Origin of the sequence: Colwellia sp. MB02u-6, from assembly GCF_014077095.1 — a bacterium.
Classification (GTDB): Bacteria; Pseudomonadota; Gammaproteobacteria; order Enterobacterales; family Alteromonadaceae; genus Cognaticolwellia.
Map to the genome: position 1 here is coordinate 70,515 of NZ_JACGVG010000037.1, position 23,279 is coordinate 93,793.

The window sequence follows — 23,279 nt, forward strand, 5'->3', positions numbered from 1 at the left end:
CTTTGGCCCCCTTTGTTAGTTTTTTAAATAAGAATTTTTTGGAGGCATTATGGCCATCGCCGCAAACAAACGCTCTGTTATGACTTTATATTCGCATGCAGATGATATGTATAGTCATCAAACCCGCATCGTGCTGGCAGAGAAAGGTGTCGGAGTTGACATTAACTTGGTTGACTTAGCCGATTTACCTGAGGATTTATTGGATTTAAATCCTTATGGAACAGTGCCTACGTTAATTGATCGCGAATTAGCGCTTTATGAAGCGTCAATTATTATTGAATATTTGGATGAACGTTTTCCGCATCCACCACTTATGCCAGTTTACCCGGTATCTCGTGGTCGTAGCCGTTTAATGATGCATCGTATCGAACAAGACTGGTACAGTCTTGCTAAAGTTATCTACAGTGGACCAGCCGATGCAGCTGCAAAAGCACGTCAAGAATTGAAAGAAAGCTTATTAAGTGTTGCGCCTATTTTGAATGAAGCGCCTTATTTTATGAGTGAAGAATTCAGTTTGGTTGATTGTTACTTGGCTCCGCTATTGTGGCGTTTACCTGTTATGGGTATTGAGCTTGACGGTCCAGGTTCAAAAGAATTAAAAACTTACATGTTAAGAGTATTTGAACGTGAATCATTTCAAGCGTCATTAACTGAGTCTGAGCGTGAATTACGCTTTGGCGCTCCAGTATAAAGTCGTAAGCTATGACAAGTGAAATGAGCTCAAATAAGCCTTATGTTGTTAAGGCTTTTTATGACTGGATTTTTGATAACGGCCTAACACCTTACATTGTTGTTGATGTCAATGTTTATGGTGTTATGGTGCCTATGTCTTATGTTAATGACGGTCAAATCGTGTTAAATGTTTCGCCATCAGCTGTGGGTAGTATTGCTATGGGTGAAGAAACTATTGAGCTTAGCGCACGTTTTGGCGGCAAGCTTGAAAACATGAGCATACCTTATGGTGCCGTTGTGGCTATTTATGCCAAAGAAAATGGTGCTGGCACATCGTTAGCGATTGAGCACCCTGAGCCAGGCACTATTACTGAGGAACCTTTACCCGCACCAGTGAAAATGTCTTCAGTCAAAGCAGTAGATAACAAGATAATGCCCAAAGCGTCAGCTAAGCAGCAAAGCACTCAAGCATCAAAAGTGAAAAAGCCCAGCCTGTCGGTAGTAAAAAAGTAAGCAAAATTAAGTATATTAGAATTTTGTTAACCATTAAAAAAGGTAAGCGCTATGCTTACCTTTTTTATTTTCTGCTTGATAATTTAAAGTCTACAGCTGAGCGAAACAACGATCAGCCGCGGCTAAGGTAAATTCAACTTCTGCTTCACCGTGTGCCGTTGATACAAAGCCAGCTTCAAATAAAGAAGGGGCAAGATAGACGCCTTCATCTAACATTAAATGAAAGAAGCGTTTAAACTTTTCACCATCACATGCAGTTGCCTGAGCAAAGCAAGTCACGTTTTCTTCCTCAGTAAAAAAGAAACCAAACATACCACCAACATAATTAACGGCTAATGATATACCATTGCGCTCTGCAGCGGCTTTTAAGCCCATTGCTAGCTTTTCTGTCGTAGCACTCAGTTGTTCGTGCTTATTACCTTTACAAAGCTCGTTTAACGAGGCCAAACCGGCTGCCATCGCAATAGGGTTGCCTGATAATGTGCCCGCTTGATAAACAGGACCAATAGGGGCAATGTAATCCATGATTTCTTTTTTACCACCAAAAGCGCCTACCGGCATACCACCACCAATAACTTTACCTAAGGTAGTTAAATCAGGCACTATGTTGTAGTGAGCTTGTGCTCCACCTAAAGCAATGCGAAAACCTGTCATGACTTCATCAAAAATTAAGAGGCTTTTATATTGATCACAAATGTCGCGTAATCCTTCCAAGAAACCTTCGACCGGTGGAACACAGTTCATATTGCCAGCAACAGGTTCAACAATGATACAAGCGATTTCATCACCAATTTCCGCGAAAATTTCTTTTACTTGATCAAGGTTATTAAAGCTAACGGTTAACGTGTGTTTAGCAACATCTTCAGGAATGCCGGGAGAACTTGGCACGCCCATTGTTAACATGCCTGAGCCAGCCTTGACTAATAAAGAGTCGGCATGGCCGTGATAACAACCTTCAAATTTTAATATCTTGTTACGACCAGTAAAGCCACGGGCCAATCGTATAGAACTCATGGTTGCTTCAGTGCCTGAACTGGTCATACGTAATTTCTCCATTGAAGGCACAAGTTCACGCACTTTTTCAGCCATGGTTATTTCAAGTTCTGTTGGAGCGCCAAAGCTAAGTCCATTCTGGGCAGTTTCAATCACGGCGGCCAGAATTGCTGGGTGATTGTGTCCTAAGATCATAGGTCCCCATGAACCAACGTAATCGACATACTGCTTACCATCAACGTCAAAAATATAAGCCCCTTGAGCTTTCTTGATAAACAGTGGTGTGCCACCTACGCCGTTAAAAGCACGAACCGGTGAATTTACGCCACCAGGAATAATTTCTTGGGCGGCATTAAATAATTGCTGAGAATTTTTTGTCATAATATGCTACTCGCTGTTAAGGTAACCTAACTATTGAGGTTAAAATTAGTATTTATTGGTGTGCCAAATTACCGGCTTCTCATAATGGCTTAATTGGTTTTCAACCCCTAAACTTAAGGCAAATAATGCCATACGTACCAGTACACCGTTTTGCGCTTGGCGAAATATGGCTAAATTATCGAGGTCATTTAAATCGATATCGAGTTCATTCGCTTCAGCGCGAGAATCGCGCGGTAAGGGGTGCATGATTACCGTATGTTCGTGGCAATATTGCTGATAAATCTTTCGATTCAAACTAAAGTGGCCACGGTATAAGTCAGCTTCATCTTTACTGGCAAAACGCTCTTGTTGAATACGGGTCTGGTAAATAACATCGCAGGCCAAGTTGCCTTCAATTTTGTCAGTAATAACCACTTGGTGTCCGGCGTCAGTTAAGGTAGCCACTATGCTATCTGGCATTTGCAGGGCTTTAGGGGCAATCATAGTGATTTTGATATTGTTATATAAGCTAATTAATTTAGACAGAGAATGCACGGTTCTACCATGTTTAAGGTCGCCCATTAAGACAATATTTAAGCCATCTAAACCCATGTCGTAACGCGCCATTTCTGACTGTATAGTAAATAAATCTAGTAGTGCCTGTGTCGGGTGTTCGTTAGCGCCATCGCCACCATTAATCACCGGCACACTGCTGCCTTTTGCAAAGTCAGCAACCGAGTGCATGGTGGGGTGACGCATGGCAATCACGTCTGAATAACCACTAATAACACGTGCAGTGTCAAATAATGACTCGCCTTTTGAAAGCGAAGAGTTCTCTTGTCCAACCGTTTCTCTGACAAAACCACCCAGTAAATTAAAGGCGGTACCAAAGCTAACACGAGTGCGAGTACTGGGTTCAAAAAATAAATTACTTAATATTGCCCCTTCCAGTACATGGCAGCGCTTTTTTCGCATAGCGTAGGGCGCCATTAAGGTTGAAATCTCTAAAATACGGGAAATACTCTCTCTATCGAACTGCGATACAGAGAGGATATGGTTTCCTTCAAATTTCATCATAGATAATACCTACATTATCGAAGTCGTTAGCAAGGCACTGTGCCAGCGGATTTGATAATCTCATTATATAGTGGACCGTTGCTGTTGAGCCAACAACGAAAAATTGTTGCGAAATATAGCATAAAAGTTGAATGCTGAGAATGTATTATCAAGATTTGAATTAAGAAAATGTCTGGAGTTTGACTAAAAGGTTGAGAGGGTTAAAAAAGATTACAGCCTTGGCAATTGAAGGGCTGTAGTAAGGTGACTAAGCGCTATTAATAGACAGAATAAAATGTCTGTGTGTTTGTTCAGTATTTAAGTTTTACGGCTTGATATTACAACTTGTTATAGCGGGTCAGTTTTACTTTCACCATCAATTTATAGGCTAAAGTAAGACTGACTTAACACCCTATGCGCGTTGTGCAGGTCAGTATAATTAAAGCTGTCAGCACTGATAATTATAGCCTTTGAGCTTTAATTAGTGTTGCATATACCAGTTTATAATCAACAGCTTAATAGGCCAAGCTTAAAAAGGTTTTATGTAAACTAGCAGTATGACAATCAGTAAGATAATTACAGGCACTTCGTTGAAAAAACGATAAAACTTACCAGAACGAGTATTTTTATCAGCGGCAAATATTTTGACTAATTTAAAGCAGTAACCATGATAAATGAGTAATAGCAGCACCAAGGATATTTTTACATGTAACCATTTTGCCGCAATAAACCAGGGATAACCATATTGATAGATAATGGCAATACCTAATAAAACCGTCAATAGGGCAAAGGGGGTAACAAAATAAAGTAATCGTCGCTCCATGCCTTTGAGGTGCTGATGTACAAGAGGTTCAGCTGATTCGGCATGATTAACAAAAATGCGCGGTAAATAAAAGATACCGGCAAACCACGCGACCATAAAAAAAACATGGAATGCTTTAAGCCAGAGAATAGTAACCATCAGTCGGTTTTTCCTTTTAATAAATAAGCGCTAATATAATCAAAGGTTATTATACCCATAATTTCATCTGGATTATCTTGATATATATAAACACCACCCGTCCTTTCTTTCATGAGCAGTAAATAGGCTTCAGTCAGAGTCGATTGGCTACAAAGCGGGATCAGCATGTGTTTATTTAGCGTTGGCTTAGCGTCTATGTCCGTCATACTTTGCTGATAAAAAATAAATTGTGTTTTTTCATCAGGCCGTTTTATCTGGTGGATAACATTATCCTGTGGTTTTTGCTTTAATAATGCAGTGGCAATAGTCTTATCATCGACTTGTCGCAACAGCGTGATGTGCTCATCCATCACCCCAATGACCCCAATGCGCTGTAAGAACTTCTCAATAGGGGGTTGGCGGTAGGGTAAGCCCTGAACTTCCAACTGGAGAATGAAAATTGAACGATTACCAAAAAATTGTCCAGAAAAAACACAAGCACTAGTGATAACAATCATGGCGGGTACAATAATCTCTATTTGATTAGACATCTCCACCACACAGAGCAATGCAGCTAACGGGGCATTAAGTGTGGCAGCCATAAAACCGGCCATGCCCATTAACGCAAAGTCACTGGCAGAAATGTTACCGTCGATAAAGTAGCTTGCAACCACAGAGCCACAGGTACCTGCGATAGCGCCGATACCAAGAATAGGGCCAATAATACCGCCAGGTATGCCCAAGCCAAGCGCAAAAATTGTCATCAGTACTTTTGCGACTAATAAACCCAGTAATAGTTGCAATTCAAGACTATTTTGCAAAGAAAAATTAATCGCACTTAAATCGGTTCCCATCGCATAAGGCATTGCATAACCTAAGCTGCCAGTGATTAATGCCGCAGTCAGTATTCTTGGTACAAGATGAAAACGAGCACTGTGTTTGATGACTAATATCAGGTTGCGATTAAAAATAAAGGCGAAAACACCTAGCACCATGCCGAGTATAGCCAAAACAATATAATGGTCGATGTTTAAAGTAATGGCGGTAAAATGGCCAAATTCGTGACTGAGACCAAAAATACTACTGGTGGTCATCGACCCAACCAGAGCCGCAATCATTACCGGTATAAAAATATGAACTTTATACTCTCGTAAGATAACTTCCATAACGAATAAAACCGCGGCTATTGGGGTATTAAAACAAGCGGCAATACCAGCAGCAATGCCGCAAGCACTCAAGCTGCGAATGGCGTTATAAGGTAAATTTAATTTGTTGGCAATATAGCTGCTACAGGCGGCGCCTAAATGTACAGCCGGACCTTCTCTGCCCACTGAAAAACCAGCAGCAAGTGCCGCGGCACTACCGAAAAATTGATTAACCGTGTTACGAAAAGGCATGACACCATTGGCAACCTTTAAGCGATGTAAGACAAAGGGAATGCCACTGCGGATATACTTGTAACCGGTTAGCCAGGCAAATAAGAGAATAACGACGGCACCAATAAGAGGTAATTGAAAACGACTTAAAGCGCTTATGCTGCTATAGTCGTCTTTTTCGGGCAGAAAAAATAACTGAATGCCTTCAATGGTAAAAATAAATAGCACAACTATTAACGCTGATGCAAAGCCCCCTATAGCGGCTAATAAACAGAGTTGCCATGATGTTTGTGGCACGGCGAGACGTTTTTTTAGTTGAGTTATTGTCTTCATATTGAGTTATTTTTATTGGGCATATTTACAGACACTCTGGATATCATAATACTTTTCAAATGAATTGGTTAGCAAAAATAAATTTCCGCACTGTGGTGATGCGCCTAGGAAGCTTTAGTTCAGCAATTTTACTGCTGGTCATAGTGGCCATTGTATTCTTCTGCGGCTATCGGCTAGGTAATTTTTATCATGGCTATCAGACTCAGACCTTAGCACAGCAGAAAGCTCGCTTAGATTTTATCTATCAACAATTAGCTGAGAAAACTCAACACATCAACACGTTAGAAGTGGAACTTGAAGTTGAACGTATGGCTAACGCACGCAGCCAACAAACCTTAAAACGGATTGAACAAGCGCACTTTCAAGTTAAAAAAGAACTCGCTTTTTATGAAAAAGTCATGGCACCTGAGAAACAAGCAAATGGCTTAATCATTGACGACGTGACCTTAACAAAAAGCCAAAGTCCTGCTCATTACCATTTTCAAGTGGTGTTAGTACAACAAGTATTACGTAAGCGTTATGCGAAAGGTTTTATTGAGTTAACTATTACAGGGAGTTTAAATAATAAGCCGACTAGCATTGCCTTGTCTGAGTTGACGACACTAAATGAGGAAGACCTAGCCTTTAGTTTTCAATACTTTCAAATTATAAGTGGCGAGTTAACTTTACCGGAAAACTTTGTCCCTGAAACCATCAATGTGGCAGCAATATTGCCAAAAAGCAGATGGCAAAAATATAATCGTATCGATCATAGTTATCCATGGCTGAAAAGTATTGATAATATTACGCAGAGTTCACCATAATACTTGACTAAAACAGTCAAGTTTAAGATAATTACTCTAGTTCATCCGTTTTAAGTTGAGTTATATGTCAAATACTGAATTACCTATTAAATTTTCCGATGCTGCAGCGACCAAAGTATTATCGTTGATCACGGAAGAAGAAAACCCAGACTTGAAATTGCGTGTCTACGTTACAGGCGGCGGCTGCTCAGGATTTCAGTATGGTTTTACCTTTGACGAAAAAGTCAATGACGGCGATATGACCATAGTAAAAAAAGGCGTTACCATGGTGATTGACCCCATGAGTTTACAGTATTTAGTTGACGGCGAAGTTGATTATACTGAAGGCTTGGAAGGCAGTCGTTTCTTGGTAAGCAACCCAAATGCGAGTACAACTTGTGGTTGTGGTTCTTCTTTCTCGATTTAATCACCATCGATTGTAAATAAAAGCCGACGACTGTCGGCTTTTTTGATCTTGGCTTGGCGAGGATTAAAAACCTAAGGCAGCCTCGTTAACTGGTCGTTATAAAACAACTGGCTCTTTGTTTTGCGATTTAAAGGGCAGTTTATCTTTACAGTGACCTAGGGGCTGTTATTGGTGATATGACCAAAATCAGGCTAAGTGATTGCAAGTTAATTACCTTTTATAGATACTTATACTAGGTTGTTTAACGATATCATCAATAAAAAATAATTCAGTTAAGGAAACATATGATCCCAAAAATAAAATTGATTGCCGGCACTTGTCTCGCCGTTGTAATGAGTGTGGGTAGTTTTGCTACTAGTGCACAACAACTAAATACTGAGCAGCAAGCGCAACTAAAGCACTTAAAAACAACGGCATTGCAATCAGATTTATCCTACCAATTAATCGAGTCATTAACTACCGAAGTAGGTCATCGCATGATGGGCTCAACAGGGGATAAAAAATCGATAATATGGGCGGTTAATAAAATGAAAGCCTTAGGCTTTGATAAGGTATGGACCGAAGAAGTCACCGGCAGCTACTGGTTACGTGGTGAGGCAAAAGCACGCATTGTTGCACCGTATCCCCATGATGTAGTCGTTTTAGCGCTTGGTGGTAGCATAGGTACAGCTAAAGCAGGTTTGACAGCTGAGATAGCTCACTTTGAAACTTTCGCTGATTTAAAAGCGGCACCAGACAATAGCCTAAATGGCAAAATAGCCTTTGTTTCCTATCAAATGGAGCGTCATATCGACGGTAACGGCTATGGCCCTGCTGTAGCTACGCGCGTTAGTGGCGCTGTTGTCGCTGCACAAAAAGGCGCTTCTGCTCTGGTAATGCGTTCAGTAGGAACAGATAATAACCGTACCGCTCATACTGGGGTAATGCGTTATAAAGATAAAGTTAAACAAATTCCTGCGGCCGCCTTATCAAACCCTGATGCTGATTTATTGGTTAATCAACTTAAGCGTGGCGAAGCCGTTAGTCTGTATTTGAACATGACGGCTAGAACTAAAGCTGAAGTTGTTGCAACGTCAGCCAATGTTATTGGCGAGTTTACCGGTAGTGAGTTTCCAGAAGAAATTGTCGCCTTAGGTGCTCATCTAGACAGTTGGGATGTAGGAACCGGCGCATTAGACGATGGTTTAGGTATCGGTATGGTAATGGCGGCAGCGCATCACATTGGGCAATTGCCTGAACGTCCAAAACGCAGCATTCGGGTTATTTTATTCGCTGCTGAAGAAGTGGGCTTATTAGGCGCGAAGCAATATGTCAAAGATCATAAAGATGATATGGCGGCGCATGTTATTGGTGCTGAGTGGGATTTTGGTATAGGGCGTATATATAAAATGACCCCAGGTGTTGGCGCACAATCGCTCAATGCAATACGTGAATTAGCGCAATATTTGGCTCCCATGGGCGTAGCGCTTGCACCAGAGAATAACGCGCAAGGTCAGTCTGATATGAGCGCGTTAAGTGACGAAGGTATGCCAAGCATAGACTTTGCACCAGACGGCTCAAATTACTTTGATTATCACCATACTGAAAATGATACTTTAGACAAAGTTGAACCTGAAGCACTCAAGGTCAATACCGCTATTTATACTATGTATGCCTACTTTGCCGCACAAGCTATGGTGGACTTTAGAAAGTAAAGCATTTTCATTGGGATAAGTTAGCCCTTGGGTAAATGAATGCAGCTTTGGTGATAACACAGGTAAATTACACTTTGGTATGTTCAATTGAATGCGAGCTTCAATTGAACATACCTGCGGTTTGCTTTTTGTTAAACTTTATCAGTCTTCCAGTGATAAAATTCGCTTATTTGATTGCGATGTAGAGCAAAGCTTTTGTCTGCTAATCGCTTCAGCCATTAGCAGGTAAAAGATATTTATTTATGTTCATATTCATTGATATGTTATTTACTTGAAGTTAAAGCTGTTAGACCTGCTTAAAAGTAACTTACCTCAGCGTCAAAAAATACTATGAGCTGTTTACTAAGTTATTTATGCCAACGGCCGATATAAAGTATGACCTAAGTTGAGTTACACCCTGAATCACACCCTGAATTAGACCTTGGATTACAAATTGTGCAAAGAGGCATTATGCAAAAACTACTTATCGCGATCTTATTGACAATAACTCATGTTATTAGCGCCTCTGCTGCTGAATTGAGGGCTGTGCAAATTTATAGTGATAACGTCTTGCTTGATTTAATAAAAGAAAACAAGCATTTAAGCCAAGTAGTTATAGATGATTGTCAATTGGTGCAAGATATTGAAGCGCGAGCGGTAAAGGCGAAAATGCCAGGCTATCAGTTCCTTTGGGGTGATATGCTTGCCTACGGTGTTTGCATAAAAAAAGATGTGCCTTTGGGCTTACATTATATGCAAGCGGCAGCCGATCAGGGCTTACCTGAAGCGTTAGAGCAAATGGGTCGGTATTATCATGTGGGTAAATTTGTACAAATAGATATTAATCAAGCTATTACTTTTCTTAAAGAATCATCAGCATTGAATAACATAAAAGCACAGCTTAGATTAGCCAATATTTATTTAGCTGGTCATGGCAGCCCGTTGGATTTCCCTCAGTTATACACGCAATTACACCAATCAGTGACTGGGAACAAAAAAACGCATAAAGTTATCGCTCAGCATTTAGCAAGGCTAACAGAAAAAATGCCTGAACGTGTAGTCAATGCCGCCAAAAATGGCCAATATTAAAAGCTCAAGTCGATAAAGTGTACCTTTTTGCATGTTGCAACTTTTATCTCGCTAGGTTCTAAACACCTCAATACACAGCACAAGCCGGCATATTGAAGTGGCTTGGGTATAGAGTTAATCTACGATATACTAAACAAAAAACCATTATTGAATAAATGTGACCAAAAACGACCCGCACCAACAGCGAGAAGCTGACAAATATGACAAGCCAGTAGCGAGCCGTGAGCTGCTATTGTCTCTGATCGAAAAATCAAACATCCCACCGACGTTTAAAGCCCTTGTAAGTCAATTGCAATATACTGATGACGACATGTTAGTGGGCGTGAAACATCGATTACGTGCCATGGAAAACAGTGGTCAAATTGTGTTTAATAAATTTAAGCAATATGCCATAGCAAAGCGTAGTGATGTGTTGACCGGCAAAGTTATTGGTCATCGTGACGGTTTTGGCTTTTTCTCTCCCGATAATGGTGACAAAGATTTTTATATTTCTTCTTATGAAATGAAACGGGTTATCCATGGTGATATTGCTGAAGCGATATTACTTGATCGCAGCGATCGTAAAGGTCGTAAAGAAGTCAAAATACTCGATGTTATTAAACCTCGCACTGCCGGTGTTGTTGGTCGATTCTTTATTGATCATCATATCGCCTGCGTGATTCCAGATGATGCGCGTATTCCACAAGAAATTCTGATCCAACCCGATAAAAAGTTAGGCGCTCGTCATGGCGAAGTCGTGGTGGTTAACATTATTCAAAGACCTACCAAGCGCTCGAACGCCGTTGGTGAAGTGATTGAAGTGCTCGGTGAACATATGGCACCAGGCATGGAAATTGAAATTGCCTTGCGTGCACACGACTTGCCCAACCAGTTTTCTGCCGAAGTGATTGCCGAAGTTAGCGGTATCGCCGATGAAGTGGAAGCATCAGCAAAAGCGCCAAGAGTTGACCTCCGTGATTTACCCCTAGTGACCATCGATGGCGAAGACGCCCGAGATTTTGACGACGCGGTTTATTGCCAACCTAATGCTGATGGCGGCTGGACCTTATGGGTGGCTATAGCTGATGTTAGCTATTACGTGCGTAATAAAACCGCATTAGATGAAGAAGCCATTGCTCGCGGTAATTCGGTGTATTTCCCTAGCCAAGTTATTCCTATGTTGCCGGAAAAACTCTCTAATGGACTGTGTTCGCTAAACCCGGATGTTGATCGCCTTTGTATGGTTTGTGAAATGACCATTAGCGCAACAGGAGACCTATCGGGATCTAAGTTTTATCCTGCCGTGATGCGCTCTAAAGCGCGTTTCACTTATAGCAAAGTGGCGACCATTCTAGGAGTGAATCCAGAACAAAAGGATGATGACTATCGCGCGGAATTACGCACACAATACCACGCCTTGATCCCTGATTTAGAAAACCTCAATACCATGTATCATGTGTTAGCGGCCGCTCGTACTAAACGCGGCGCTATTGCCTTTGAAACCACAGAATCACAGTTTCTCTTTAACAGCGAGAGAAAAATAGAGTCTATTGTGGCTATGGTGCGTAATGACGCACATAAAATCATTGAAGAGTGCATGATTTTAGCCAATGTTGCGACCGCAGAGTTTATTGAAAAACATAAAAAACCTGGTTTATTCCGTGTTCATGATAAGCCTAGTGAAGATAAATATAATAACTTTATCAGTTACGTAAACGAACTAGGGCTTGATTTATCTTCGATGGGAGAGACCAAAGCACAACCTGAGCCTATGGATTATTGCCATATTTTAGAGAAAATAGCTAATCGACCTGATCAAGAGCTTATTCAAACCATGCTCTTGCGTTCAATGCGCCAAGCCGTTTATCAAAGTGAAAATATAGGTCACTTCGGCTTAGCATTACCTTCATATAGCCATTTTACTTCGCCGATACGTCGTTACCCAGATTTAGTTGTGCATCGTGTAATTAAAGCCATTTTAGATGAGCAAGCACAACATGAAGCCAATGTTGGCGCGCATCGTTATACTCCCGAAGCCGTCATCGAACTCGGTGAACATTGCTCGATGACTGAACGCCGTGCTGATGACGCCACGCGTGATGTTTCTGATTGGCTAAAATGTGAATATATGCAAGATCATGTCGGTGATACTTTTACTGGTGTGATCTCAACGGTAACTAACTTTGGTTTATTTGTGCGTTTAGCCGACCTACATATCGAAGGCTTAGTACATATTACCTCGCTAGGTCATGACTATTATCACTTTGATGATGTACGTATGTGCTTAACCGGTGAAAATACCGGCGCTAAATATCACATCGGCGATACGGTCGAAGTACAAGTTGCCGCGGTTAATCTTGATGAGAAAAAAATCGATTTAGCCTTAGCGGGTGAAAATGCCGTCACTAAACGTGCTAAACCGGCATCAAAAGGTAAAAGCAGCGATAAGCATAAACGTGGCAAAGGTACTGCTGGCAAGCCCAAGGCAGAAGATGAACAAGCTAAGCCAAATAAAAAGTCAGCTAAACCTGATGATAAAGCGAGTGACAAAACCACGACTAAAGCTAAAAAGCGCAAGGCAAGAAAAAAACGTCCGGGTAAAAATGCTCGTAAAACAACCGATTAGTCATATATACCCAAACCACTTAAAGATGCCGTTTCAGAGTTAAGCTAGGAAGTCAGCTCAAGGCGCAGTATGAAGATAGTGGTTATCCCTTATCAAGTACAGCAACGCTGGGCTGTGTTAGCAAACGCAATGCAGACAAGCTTTTAAAGTAATTAATAGAGAAAGAAATAAGTTTATGGCAAAGCAAGAAGAATTAGTATTTGGCATTCATGCTGTCAAAGCCTTGATTGAAAATGCACCTGAAAGATTTATTGAGTTATGGCTACTTAAAGGTCGTGAAGACGACCGGTTAATGCCAATTATTAATTTAGCGCAACAATATGGTATCCCTGCACAAATGGCGAGCCGTAAAGTACTGGATGATAAAAGTGAAGGTGATCAGCACCAAGGTGTTGTAGCACGTGTTAAACCAGGAAAAGTCTTCACTGAGGCTGATTTAGATGACATTCTTGCTGAGGCAGCAGGTAAAGAACAAGCACCATTTTTATTGATTTTAGATGGCGTGACTGATCCGCATAACTTAGGCGCGTGTTTACGAAATGCTGATGCGGCAGGTGTGCAAGCGATTATTGTGCCCAAAGACAATGCCGCTCGCTTGAGTGCAATCGTACGCAAAGTCGCCGTTGGTGCAGCAGAAGCTGTGCCTTTAGTACAAGTGACTAATTTATCAAGAACCATGAAAGCGTTACAACAAGCGGGTGTATGGATTATTGGTACCGCGGGTGAGACCGAGACTTGTCTTTATGATGTCAAACTGGCTGGGCCCATGGCCTTAGTGATGGGAGCAGAAGGTAAAGGCATGCGCCGTTTAACTCGGGAGAATTGCGATCAATTGGTTAAGTTACCTATGGCGGGTAGCGTCTCTAGCTTAAACGTCTCAGTAGCAACCGGTATTTGTTTATTTGAAATTGTAAGACAACGTTTAACAGTTTAGCGCCTTGAGTATTAACCTCTAGTTGAATTTTTTCGTCTCAATGAATTTAGCTTGAAGTACCTTTGTTTGAGCATGAACTAACCCGCATAAATACTTTTTTATGCGGGTTAGTTCATGCTTGCTAGTCTTTGTCTCGCAATTACTGCTTGTCTCGTTAAGTATGAACACGTTTCAAATATTGGCTCAACATAAGTAAAAATAGCCTTTGAAGCGGCCAATTTCAGCTCTATTAGGCTAGTTTCTTGTGGACCTAAAACCATTCAAGTTTATGAATTTTAAGTTTAAAATTAAATAAAAAAACTATATACAGCATCTCCTTGCCTTTTTTGCTCATTTTCCCTACAATACGCCTCCTTAATTCAGCCTGAACTTTTGTTCCTTGCCTCAACTGGTGTTGGCTGAGCCAGACAATGAGGCTACAACCGTAAGGAGCTCGTAATGCGTCATTACGAAATCGTATTTATGGTTCACCCTGATCAGAGTGAACAAGTACCAGCTATGATTCAGCGTTACAGTGACATCGTCACTAATGCTGAAGGCAAAATCCACCGTCTTGAAGACTGGGGCCGTCGCCAATTAGCTTACCCAATCAATAAATTGCACAAAGCACACTATGTTTTAATTAACATTGAAGCGCCTCAAGCAGCTATTGATGAACTAGAAACTTCTTTCCGTTACAACGATGTAGTTATTCGTAACATGATTATGCGCACTAAAGACGCGGTTACTGAAGCTTCAGCTATGGCTGTTGCTAAAGAAGACCGTCGTGATGAGCGTCGCGAAGTGAAGAAAGAGGTTACTGAAGCACCAGCTACTGAAGCATCAGCTACTGAAGCATCAGATGTTGAAGCACCAGTTGCTGAAGCACCAGCAGAAGAAGCTGCGAGCGAAGAATAAGTAACCTGTGACCATCTCTTCCTATGAATAATAGCCAAGAGAATTGCTTGGTGTTGACTGGACAGGTGCTAAAAGTACCTAAAACGTCAACCAGCCCAGCGGGTATTCAACATTGTCAGTTTTCAATGGACCACAAGTCCATGCAAAATGAGGCGGGCATGAACAGACAAGCGTTTGTTCGAATACAAGTTGTTGCAACAGGTAAAGTGTCACAACACTTAACTCGTGATTTAATTGAAGGCTGTAATGTTAGAGTGACTGGTTTTATAAACCGTCATGAATCTAGAAACGGAAATCCGCTTTTAGTATTACATGCCCAACAAATTGAAATGATTTAATTTAGGCTATTTTTATTTAACGGTGTTTTCACCTTAATAACTTAAGCCATATTAGGAGAAATCCATGTCTCGTTTTTTTAGACGTCGCAAGTTCTGCCGCTTTTCAGCGGAAGGTGCTGCTGCAATCGATTATAAAGATACAGCTGTACTAAAAAACTATATCACTGAAAGTGGTAAAATTGTTCCTAGCCGTATTACTGGTACAAGTGCTAAATATCAACGTCAACTTGGTCGTGCGATCAAGCGTGCTCGTTACTTAGCGTTATTACCATATACTGATTTACATAAGTAACCTAATAAGGGGTTTTGAAAATGGAAGTAATACTTCTTGATAAAATCGCCAAATTAGGCGGTCTTGGTGACAAGGTAACAGTTAAATCTGGTTACGCTCGTAACTTTTTATTACCTAAAGGTAAAGCTGTTTTTGCCTCTAAAGCAAACGTTGAGCACTTTGAAGCTCGTCGCGCTGACTTAGAGACTAAACTAGCTGAGCAACTAACTGCTGCACAAGCACGTGCAACTAAATTAACTGAATTAGCTGAAATCACTATCGCTTCTAAAGCCGGTGACGAAGGTAAATTATTTGGTTCAATTGGTACACGTGATATTGCTGATGCAATCACTGAAGCTGGTGTTAAAGTTGTTAAAGCTGAAGTACGTTTACCATTAGGTAGCATCCGTGAAACAGGTGAATTCGATATCGTAATTCACGTGCACAACGATGTAGATGCAACAATTAAAGTTGTTGTTATTGCTCAAGCTTAATTGCCTTAAGTAATCATCTATTGAAAACCCTGAATTTGTTATGAATTCAGGGTTTTTTTATGTGTAAAATATAGGCGATTGATCAATCAGTTATCGCAATAGGTTGTCAATAAAATGCTAGCAAGCAGTTTTATTGCCATTAAAATAAAGTATTTAAAGAAAAATGATCAACAAAAAATTAAAAAAATATTGATTTTTATATCGTCTACAATTAATTTAATTAGCTATATATAATACAAGGTATTAAAAGGACGTTGTTAAACCAAGTTGATTAATAGGTACAGCGTTATAAGATTGATAAGTAGTAAAACTACTCATTAAATTTTATGCTAAGTATTTACACACTTTTACATAGAAAAGTAGATCACTTAGTTAATCAAATTGATATTAAGTGGCTCTTAAAAAAGATTTATTTAGCAATGGAGTGCTCATGTTAGCAAAGGCTAAACTAATAGAACAACTGCAGATAAAACCTCTTTTTATGATAATGGCAGTATTTTATCTATTGGTTTGTTTTTTTTCGGTGCTAGCGGTTTACCAAGCGCAGAATAGCCAACACCATAGCCTAGAAGCATTAGCGCTCAATAACCAGCAATTAGAAGATCTTGTCAGTAAAACCGCTTTATTGCACAGAAATTTCGCTCGATTAACACTGAACAAAGAAAGCAGTTCGCGTCAGTTGGCTATTACTAACAGTCACTGGTATCTAAGTTTTCAACAGCCCATTTATCTAGTGTTTACCTCGCCATTATACCTTTTTTTCACCCTAGTATTATTTGTCATAGGTTGGCTACTGCAAAAAAAATTACAGCGAGAGTTAGTCATTAAGCTTAAATCTTTACAGCAATTGGAGCATTGGGCAAGTCTCACACTAATGCAAGGCTCCACTAATGTACTTGCTATTGATAATTCATCGCAAGAGATAGAAACCATTACCTTGGCCATTCGTCAATTACAGCAAAAAATAAATGACAATACTGCTAATGATATTGCTTGGGATAAAAGTATTCGCGCTAGCGCTTTACTGGATCAAGAAACCCGTATTGGTAACCGAGCATTTTTCAATAATAGATTACAAGCCTTGCTTAAAGAGGAGGATGCCCAGGGGGCGGTACTTTTGATCCAATTTAAAGAAATAGACTTGGTACAAAACTTATATGGCTATCAGCAAGCCATGTCGCTTTTATTAACACTGATTCAAGTCACTAAGCAAAGATTACAAGACCAACCTGGCTATTTTCTTGCGCGCCACAGCGATAATGAGTTATCGGTGTTGTTACCCAATGTTGTCATTAAGGATGTTGAGAAATTAGCGGATCTATTATTGAAAAAATTAGCAGCGGTAGTGATGCCAGTCGGGATCAATCAAGAAGAGTCTGTTCACATCGGCGCCAGTTATTTTGGTGCTGAGCAAGTACCCTATCAAATAATGTCAGAAGCTGATATGGCGTTACGTGCGGCGCAGTTACAAGGGCCTTCTCAATGGTTTATGTTTGAAGTGGGTGAATTAGCTTTAGTCAAAGCGAAAGGGTCCTTAAAATGGCGAACCTTGCTCAACGCGGCGATCAACAGCAATGGTTTTGCTCTCTTTTTTCAGCCTGTTATTGCGAGTGACAGTGCTACAGTTTTGCATCATGAGGTGCTATCAAAAGTTAAAGATAAAAATGGCGCTTTGATCAGCGCCCGTGTTTTCTTTCCCATGGCACAAAAATGTGGACTCATGCTACAAATAGATTTACTCATCCTTATACAAGTTTGTCGTATGTTAAGGGCCAAAAAAGCACAACAAAATAAGTGTAGTATTAATGTTTCAATAGACTCACTATTATCAGCTGGATTTGCGGAGAGGTTTCTCTCAATATTGTCCAGCTTCCCTGAAGTCAAAGGCCAGCTAATGATTGAAATTAGCGAATATCAGTTAGTTAATCACTTGTCAAAATTACAAGCCACGTTAGCCGCTTTAAGCACTGCAGGGGTGAAAATAATCGCTGACAAAGTTGGTCAATATGTTGTCAGTGCTCACTATATTAATATCTATCCTATCTATGCGATGAAATTACATCGTAGCATTGTCATCGACATAGATAAAAAAATAGAAAACCAAGTATTTATCCAAAGTTTGAGAACCCTAGCCGCAGCCAAAAACATTCCGGTTTACGCTTTAGGAGTTGAAAAACAAGCCGAATGGCGTGCTTTACTGCAACTGGGTGTAAAAGGTGGTCAAGGTCACTTTTTTACTGAACCGGTGGCACAGGTAGCACAGGCCATTGCGCGGGATTAAGTAAACCTCGTTCAAACATACCAGCGAGACCTTGCAAGCCACCTGTATGTAGCAGCACAATACGATGATACGCGGGGAAATAACCTGATTTGATAAGCTCGAGTAGTGCTAAAATCATTTTTCCTGAATAAACCGGCTCAAAATCAATTCCGACTATGTCACTAAAATGGCGTATTTCTTCTGCATCTTGCGCACTAAACTTAGCGTACCCCCCCCGATGAAATTGATGTGCTATTCGCCAGTTTTGCTGATTGTTATCGCTGGGCGGTAATAGCGCCTTTATTTCATCTTCAAGATAACCTTGTTGTTTTAGTACCGCGATACCTAATAGATTATGTTGTGATTGGTCGCCAACAATAAGCCCTGCTAGCGTACCACCACTGCCGACCGGAGTTATCATCGTATCAAATTCACTTTGTAGTTTTAGCTCATTCATCACTTCAGCAACACCGGTTAATGCCAGCGCATTACTGCCACCTTCAGGGATAATCAAGTGGTTAGGGTATTGCTGCTGCAACTGTTGTAAGTAACTGTCTTCAGAGCGCAGGCGATAGGTTTTTCGATCAACAAAAGACAACTGCATACCCCAATGCTTAGCCCAGGCTAGCGTATAATTGTCTTGATTGTGTTCCTCGCCACGAATAATGCCAATGACAGGCAATTGCTGCTGTTGGCAAGCGAACGCACAAGCATGAATATGATTTGAAAAACAACCGCCAAAAGTTATAACACCGTCAGCACCAATAGATTTTGCGTAGCGTAAGTTATGTTTAAGTTTGCGCCATTTATTACCGGAGATAATGTGATGAATTTGATCATCACGCTTAACCTGCACGGTTATTTTATGCTGAGTAAAAATAGGATGAGTAATAGGTTTTAAAGCTGATAAAATAGGCATATATTTTGCATCTTATTTTTTATCTTATATTGCATTTTAAGGCATGAAGTAATGAAAACACTTGCACCGAGTATAAAATTAGCGATAATAGTTTTTATGATTAAAGCTAAACAAAATAATAATATCGCTTAATGTCAATTATTACACGTATAAGAAATGTTTTCTCAAAAGCAAAGTCTACTGACTTGATTGGTATAGCTTTACGACAGCAATCGATTAGTTATTTCGTTAGAAAGGCTAATGAAAGTAAAGGTGAAACTTTTGAAAATAAAGGCAACTCAATTGTAAAAGCACTAAAGGCTTTGGTAAGTGTTAAACCCTTACCAGGACAATATCATTTAGTGTTGGCACACGCTCATTCGCAAATTGTACAAGTAGATAAGCCTAATGTACCAGCGGCCGAAATAAACGCTGCTTTAAAATGGCAAATAAAAGACTTGGTCAGTATAGCACCTGAAAATATGATGTTGGATTACTTCGATGGTCCAACATTAGCCGGGGGGCATGAAAAAATTAATGTGGTTTGCACAGCTAAAAATGATTTGATGGCGCTGGTCTCCATATTCAACGATACACAACTCAACATAAATAGCATAACCACTGAAGAGTTTGCCTTTGCAAGCTTACTGCCATTGCAACCAGACGCGGTATTGTTTGTTTGCCAGCAGCCTAGTGAAGAAATAAATCTTTTAATTGTTAAGAACGGCCAACTATTTTTCAGTCGACGCTTGCGTGGTTTTGCACAAATGGCCAATAAAAGTGAAGATGAATTAACTATGGGTATTATCGACTCTCTGAGTTTAGAGATTCAGCGTTCTACCGATTATTTTGAGCGCCAATTAAAACAAGCGCCAATCAAAACGATTGAAATTTTGCTACCCGTGGCACAAGAAGCATTTTTAGCCCGTAAGTTGGCAGAAAACACCAATGTAGAGGTTAAATTGTTTGCTATGCCAGAGACATTAGAGAGTCTTCGAGGTAGCGCTGTCGCTATTGGCGCAACACAGTTAAATTTTATGGAGCCAAATTAAGGTGGCTAAACATTCAATAAACTTATTGCAGGCTGACCTGCAAACAGCGAAAGCGTTATGGACACTCAAGCGTGTTGTGGCGCTATGGGGAACGACTCTTGTGGTTATGCTCGGGTTGATTTTTATTGTACAACGGCAAGTCAGTCACTTAACTACAGAATTTGCAACAGTAAAATCTTTCAATAGTCAGCAAAAATTACAGTTAAAAAATTTAGAATTGGCTGTTAGTAATAATCGCCAAGACACTGAGTTACTTGCGCAACTCAATACCATTAAGCTAGTCATTGCAAGTAAACAGTATTTACACCAACAATTAACTGACCCAACAAAAACTTATAGTGCCGGTTTCTCTAATGCGATGGAAGAATTGGCAGTGTTGCATGATAATAATATTAGCTTACAAAAAGTTAATATTGGTGATGGTAATATGACGTTTTCAGGCCTTGCACGTACCCCTGATGCCGTACCCAATTGGCTGTCTGGCTTTGAATCATCTACATTTCTTTCAGGTCAGCGATTTATTAATTTTTCTTTATCTGAGAATGAACAAAAATTAACTGAGTTTGTGGTTAGCTCTGCACAAAGTAAAGGAGAGTAGCACAATGGCACAGTGGTTGGCTTACAGTGAGAAATTCAGCAATACCACACCACGTGAGCAATATTTAATTATTGCTAGCGGTTTAGTGGCAATAATTTTCATTTTGTATAGTTTGTTTTTGGAGGCAGCCATTCAGCGTGTTGAACAGCTTAACAAACAAGTAGTACAAACTGAGCAAAGCAATAAAAACAATCAGGATTCGATCCAAGCATTAGAGCAAGCATTAAGTGCAGACCCTGATGTTGCTTTGCGAAAACAGTTAGTACAATATCAAGCTAAACTGGGTGGTATTGACGAGAGGTTGCTCACGTTAACCTCGGATTTAATTGGCCCTATTCAAATGCGTTATGCCTTGATCAAACTATTAAAGTTACAAAAAGGTGTGAAATTACTTTCATTTAAAGTACTTCCTGCCCGTGCGATAACACAAAGCAAAACTGACTCTTCAACTGATAAAATAGCAACTGCGACCGTCGGTGACATTAAGGCGCAGACCCAGCAATTACAGTTATATCGTCATGGCATTAAGATTAAGCTGCAAGGACAATATTTTCAGTTAAAAGACTATTTAACCCAATTAGAGAGTTTGTCTTGGACATTTTTTTGGCAAGAATTTGACTATCAACTAAAAGAGTATCCAATCAGTGAGCTAGAAATTGAAATTTATAGCTTAAGTACAGCACAGGAGTTTATTGGTGTATAAAATTATACTCGTTGCATTACTGCTATTTTTGCCTCAATACGCCAATAGCCAACAGGTTGATCCCACTAAGCCTTTTGGTGCAGTAGCTTCAGTATCAACTAATATTAGCAAAAAGAGCACAAGGTTAGTTTTACAATCAGTTATTAAAAGTAATAACAACAAAAAAGCGATTATTAACGGTCAAGTACTGAATGTCGGTGATAAATATAAAGGCTTTGCATTGATCGCAATCAATGCCAATGGGGTGGTATTAGATTCGCCACAAGGTAGAATGGAATTATCATTATTTTCCAGTGTTATAGCGAACTCACAATGAAAAAAGCATATAAAAATAAAAAGCAGCAAATGAAATTGTTATCTTGTTCAGCAATACTGGTATTGGTGGGTTGTCAGTCAGCGCCCAAACCGCCAACTGATGTAACACAAGCATTAGACAAAGCGATTGCTCAAGCCAATCAGCCGGCAGCGCCTAAACCCCTGCAAGCTTTACCCAACTCTGTTCGTCAAGAGCTTATGCAAAAAGAAATTCAACAAGCCCGTCATGGCTTATTAGCAGAAAAACGGCTAGAAATTGCCGCTAGTGGCGTTGCCGCTGAGCAATTTTTAGCCGCTATTGTTGATGATTCACCTTACAGTATTGCGGTTCATCCTGACGTTAGTGGTACCATCACCCTGAATTTAAAAAATGTGACCTTAGATGAAACTCTTGACGTGATTGAGTCACTTTATGGTTATGATATTCGCCGTGAAGGCCGCGTTATTCAAGTGTATCCGGCGGGTATTCGCACGGAAACTATTCCATTAGACTACTTGTATGTTAAACGCAGCGGTATCTCTAGTACAAGCGTCAACTCTGGTGGTGTTTCTGGCAATGGTTCCAGTGGGGGTAATTCAAGTGGTGGCAGTAGTAATAGTGGCAACAGCGGTGGCAATAGCGGTAATCAAAGCGGTAATCAAAGCAGTAGTACGAGTAGTGGTGTCAATATTCAGACTGAAAATGAATCTGATTTTTGGTCTGAATTAAACAAAACACTAACCGCGTTGGTGGGCAGTGAAAATGGTCGCTCTGTGATTGTATCTCCCCAAGCCGGCCTGGTCACCATTAAAGCCATGCCTGCTGAAATAACCGCTGTTAAACGCTTTATTGAAAGTACTGAAGAGCATTTACGCCGTCAGGTAATTATTGAAGCGAAAATAATGGAAGTCACCTTAAATGACGATTATCAACAAGGCGTAAAGTGGGATCAAGTGCTAGGGAACATCGAAAGCACTAACCTTGATTTTTCAACAACGGGCAATATTGCAGGTAATGCTATTGCCTCGACCATTGGTGGCGTAACAAACTTAAGCTTCCTCAATAAAGACTTTAGTGGCGTGATTGAATTATTATCAACACAAGGTAATGTGCAAGTACTTTCTAGCCCAAGAATAACCGCCACTAATAATCAAAAAGCCATCATCAAAGTCGGTGAAGACGAGTATTTTGTTACTGATGTTTCCAGCACAACCACCACAGGGACTTCAACCACAACGACACCTGAAATTGATTTAACGCCTTTCTTTTCAGGTATTGCTCTTGATGTAACACCGCAAATTGATGCGGATGGTGAAGTTATTCTTCATGTTCATCCATCGGTCACCATCACGGATGAGCAAACAAAAACGATCCGTTTAAGTGATCAAGATATTATCTTGCCACTGGCACAAAGCAGTGTGCGTGAATCTGATACCATTATTCGCGCTAAATCAGGTGAAATTGTGGTCATTGGTGGTCTGATTGAAACCCGTAAAGTTGACTTAGAGTCTAAAACACCTTTCTTTGGTGATATTCCAATTCTTGGCGAATTATTTAAGAGCAAAAGTGAATCGGTGCAAAAGAAAGAATTAGTTATTTTACTTAAACCGATTGTTATTGGCCAAGACACTTGGAAAAATCAATTACAAGACGCACGGGCTTTATTAAAACAGTGGTTCCCTGAAGATGCAGACGCAGCTAGCAATTAAGTTATAACCCT

Annotated in this window: 23 protein-coding genes; 18 read left to right on the plus strand and 5 right to left on the minus strand. The window is 40.3% G+C overall.

Going from position 1 to position 23,279, the window contains the following annotated elements:
• Positions 1-49 precede the first annotated feature (49 nt).
• Positions 50-691: a stringent starvation protein SspA gene (gene sspA, locus H4J46_RS14235; RefSeq protein ID WP_182234120.1), complete on the plus strand. Its 642-nt coding sequence runs from the start codon at positions 50-52 to the stop codon at positions 689-691.
• Positions 692-702: 11 nt separating this feature from the next.
• A complete protein-coding gene (locus H4J46_RS14240) occupies positions 703-1,185 on the plus strand; it encodes a ClpXP protease specificity-enhancing factor (protein WP_259365882.1) in 483 nt (160 codons plus the stop codon).
• A gap of 90 nt (positions 1,186-1,275) precedes the next feature.
• Here H4J46_RS14240 and hemL read toward each other — a convergent pair whose 3' ends face one another.
• The 4 genes from hemL to H4J46_RS14260 form a co-directional block, all read right to left on the minus strand.
• Complete coding sequence (gene hemL / locus H4J46_RS14245; protein ID WP_182234121.1) at positions 1,276-2,559, minus strand: glutamate-1-semialdehyde 2,1-aminomutase; 1,284 nt, start codon at positions 2,557-2,559, stop codon at positions 1,276-1,278.
• Between the two features lie 45 nt (positions 2,560-2,604).
• Positions 2,605-3,615 carry an aspartate carbamoyltransferase gene (locus H4J46_RS14250; protein WP_220463039.1) on the minus strand — a complete coding sequence of 337 codons (1,011 nt, stop codon included), beginning with the start codon at positions 3,613-3,615 and terminating at the stop codon, positions 2,605-2,607.
• Between the two features lie 508 nt (positions 3,616-4,123).
• The gene (locus H4J46_RS14255) at positions 4,124-4,555 is read right to left on the minus strand and encodes a CopD family protein (RefSeq protein ID WP_182234122.1); all 432 of its coding nucleotides are present in this window, start codon (positions 4,553-4,555) and stop codon (positions 4,124-4,126) included.
• Entirely contained in the window at positions 4,555-6,243 is a 1,689-nt protein-coding gene (locus H4J46_RS14260; protein WP_182234123.1) for a chloride channel protein, read from the minus strand. The genes H4J46_RS14255 and H4J46_RS14260 overlap by 1 nt, the downstream gene beginning before the upstream one ends.
• Before the next feature lie 59 nt (positions 6,244-6,302).
• On the opposite strand from H4J46_RS14260, the gene H4J46_RS14265 reads away from it, so the two are divergent.
• The 11 genes from H4J46_RS14265 to H4J46_RS14315 all read left to right on the plus strand — a co-directional run bounded on the left by H4J46_RS14265 (position 6,303) and on the right by H4J46_RS14315 (position 18,034).
• Positions 6,303-7,046, plus strand: coding sequence for a DUF6776 family protein (locus H4J46_RS14265; RefSeq protein WP_182234124.1), 744 nt, complete (start codon positions 6,303-6,305; stop codon positions 7,044-7,046).
• A 64-nt stretch (positions 7,047-7,110) separates the two neighbouring features.
• Positions 7,111-7,452 carry an iron-sulfur cluster insertion protein ErpA gene (gene erpA / locus H4J46_RS14270; RefSeq protein WP_182191558.1) on the plus strand — a complete coding sequence of 114 codons (342 nt, stop codon included), beginning with the start codon at positions 7,111-7,113 and terminating at the stop codon, positions 7,450-7,452.
• Between the two features lie 284 nt (positions 7,453-7,736).
• A complete protein-coding gene (locus H4J46_RS14275) occupies positions 7,737-9,146 on the plus strand; it encodes a M20/M25/M40 family metallo-hydrolase (protein WP_259365883.1) in 1,410 nt (469 codons plus the stop codon).
• A 450-nt stretch (positions 9,147-9,596) separates the two neighbouring features.
• Positions 9,597-10,214, plus strand: a complete 618-nt coding sequence (locus H4J46_RS14280; protein WP_182234125.1) for a tetratricopeptide repeat protein — start codon at positions 9,597-9,599, stop codon at positions 10,212-10,214.
• A 157-nt stretch (positions 10,215-10,371) separates the two neighbouring features.
• The gene (gene rnr, locus H4J46_RS14285) at positions 10,372-12,819 is read left to right on the plus strand and encodes a ribonuclease R (RefSeq protein ID WP_182234126.1); all 2,448 of its coding nucleotides are present in this window, start codon (positions 10,372-10,374) and stop codon (positions 12,817-12,819) included.
• A 175-nt stretch (positions 12,820-12,994) separates the two neighbouring features.
• Positions 12,995-13,753, plus strand: a complete 759-nt coding sequence (rlmB, locus tag H4J46_RS14290; protein ID WP_182234127.1) for a 23S rRNA (guanosine(2251)-2'-O)-methyltransferase RlmB — start codon at positions 12,995-12,997, stop codon at positions 13,751-13,753.
• Positions 13,754-14,191: 438 nt separating this feature from the next.
• Positions 14,192-14,650: a 30S ribosomal protein S6 gene (gene rpsF, locus H4J46_RS14295; protein WP_182234128.1), complete on the plus strand. Its 459-nt coding sequence runs from the start codon at positions 14,192-14,194 to the stop codon at positions 14,648-14,650.
• A gap of 23 nt (positions 14,651-14,673) precedes the next feature.
• Positions 14,674-14,988 carry a primosomal replication protein N gene (gene priB / locus H4J46_RS14300; protein ID WP_182234129.1) on the plus strand — a complete coding sequence of 105 codons (315 nt, stop codon included), beginning with the start codon at positions 14,674-14,676 and terminating at the stop codon, positions 14,986-14,988.
• A gap of 64 nt (positions 14,989-15,052) precedes the next feature.
• Positions 15,053-15,280, plus strand: coding sequence for a 30S ribosomal protein S18 (gene rpsR / locus H4J46_RS14305; RefSeq protein ID WP_077283912.1), 228 nt, complete (start codon positions 15,053-15,055; stop codon positions 15,278-15,280).
• 20 nt (positions 15,281-15,300) lie between these two features.
• Positions 15,301-15,753, plus strand: coding sequence for a 50S ribosomal protein L9 (gene rplI, locus H4J46_RS14310; RefSeq protein ID WP_146879299.1), 453 nt, complete (start codon positions 15,301-15,303; stop codon positions 15,751-15,753).
• Between the two features lie 430 nt (positions 15,754-16,183).
• Entirely contained in the window at positions 16,184-18,034 is a 1,851-nt protein-coding gene (locus H4J46_RS14315; protein ID WP_182234130.1) for an EAL domain-containing protein, read from the plus strand.
• Here H4J46_RS14315 and H4J46_RS14320 read toward each other — a convergent pair.
• Positions 17,988-18,932: a 1-aminocyclopropane-1-carboxylate deaminase/D-cysteine desulfhydrase gene (locus H4J46_RS14320; RefSeq protein ID WP_182234131.1), complete on the minus strand. Its 945-nt coding sequence runs from the start codon at positions 18,930-18,932 to the stop codon at positions 17,988-17,990. The genes H4J46_RS14315 and H4J46_RS14320 overlap by 47 nt on opposite strands.
• A gap of 131 nt (positions 18,933-19,063) precedes the next feature.
• Between H4J46_RS14320 and H4J46_RS14325 the strand changes: the two genes are divergently transcribed.
• Genes H4J46_RS14325 through mshL form a run of 5 tightly spaced genes read left to right on the plus strand, consistent with a single transcriptional unit; the run spans position 19,064 to position 23,268 of the window.
• Positions 19,064-19,963 carry an MSHA biogenesis protein MshI gene (locus tag H4J46_RS14325; RefSeq protein ID WP_182234132.1) on the plus strand — a complete coding sequence of 300 codons (900 nt, stop codon included), beginning with the start codon at positions 19,064-19,066 and terminating at the stop codon, positions 19,961-19,963.
• A gap of 1 nt (position 19,964) precedes the next feature.
• On the plus strand, positions 19,965-20,561 hold the full coding sequence (locus tag H4J46_RS14330; protein WP_182234133.1) for a PilN domain-containing protein: 597 nt from the start codon (positions 19,965-19,967) through the stop codon (positions 20,559-20,561).
• 4 nt (positions 20,562-20,565) lie between these two features.
• Positions 20,566-21,264 (plus strand): type II secretion system protein GspM, encoded by a 699-nt coding sequence (gene gspM / locus H4J46_RS14335; protein ID WP_182234134.1) that lies wholly within the window; start codon positions 20,566-20,568, stop codon positions 21,262-21,264.
• Positions 21,257-21,580, plus strand: a complete 324-nt coding sequence (locus H4J46_RS14340; RefSeq protein ID WP_182234135.1) for a hypothetical protein — start codon at positions 21,257-21,259, stop codon at positions 21,578-21,580. The genes gspM and H4J46_RS14340 overlap by 8 nt, the downstream gene beginning before the upstream one ends.
• Positions 21,577-23,268, plus strand: a complete 1,692-nt coding sequence (gene mshL / locus H4J46_RS14345) for a pilus (MSHA type) biogenesis protein MshL (protein WP_259365884.1) — start codon at positions 21,577-21,579, stop codon at positions 23,266-23,268. Before H4J46_RS14340 ends, mshL begins: the two co-directional genes overlap by 4 nt.
• The last annotated feature ends 11 nt before the right edge of the window (positions 23,269-23,279 follow it).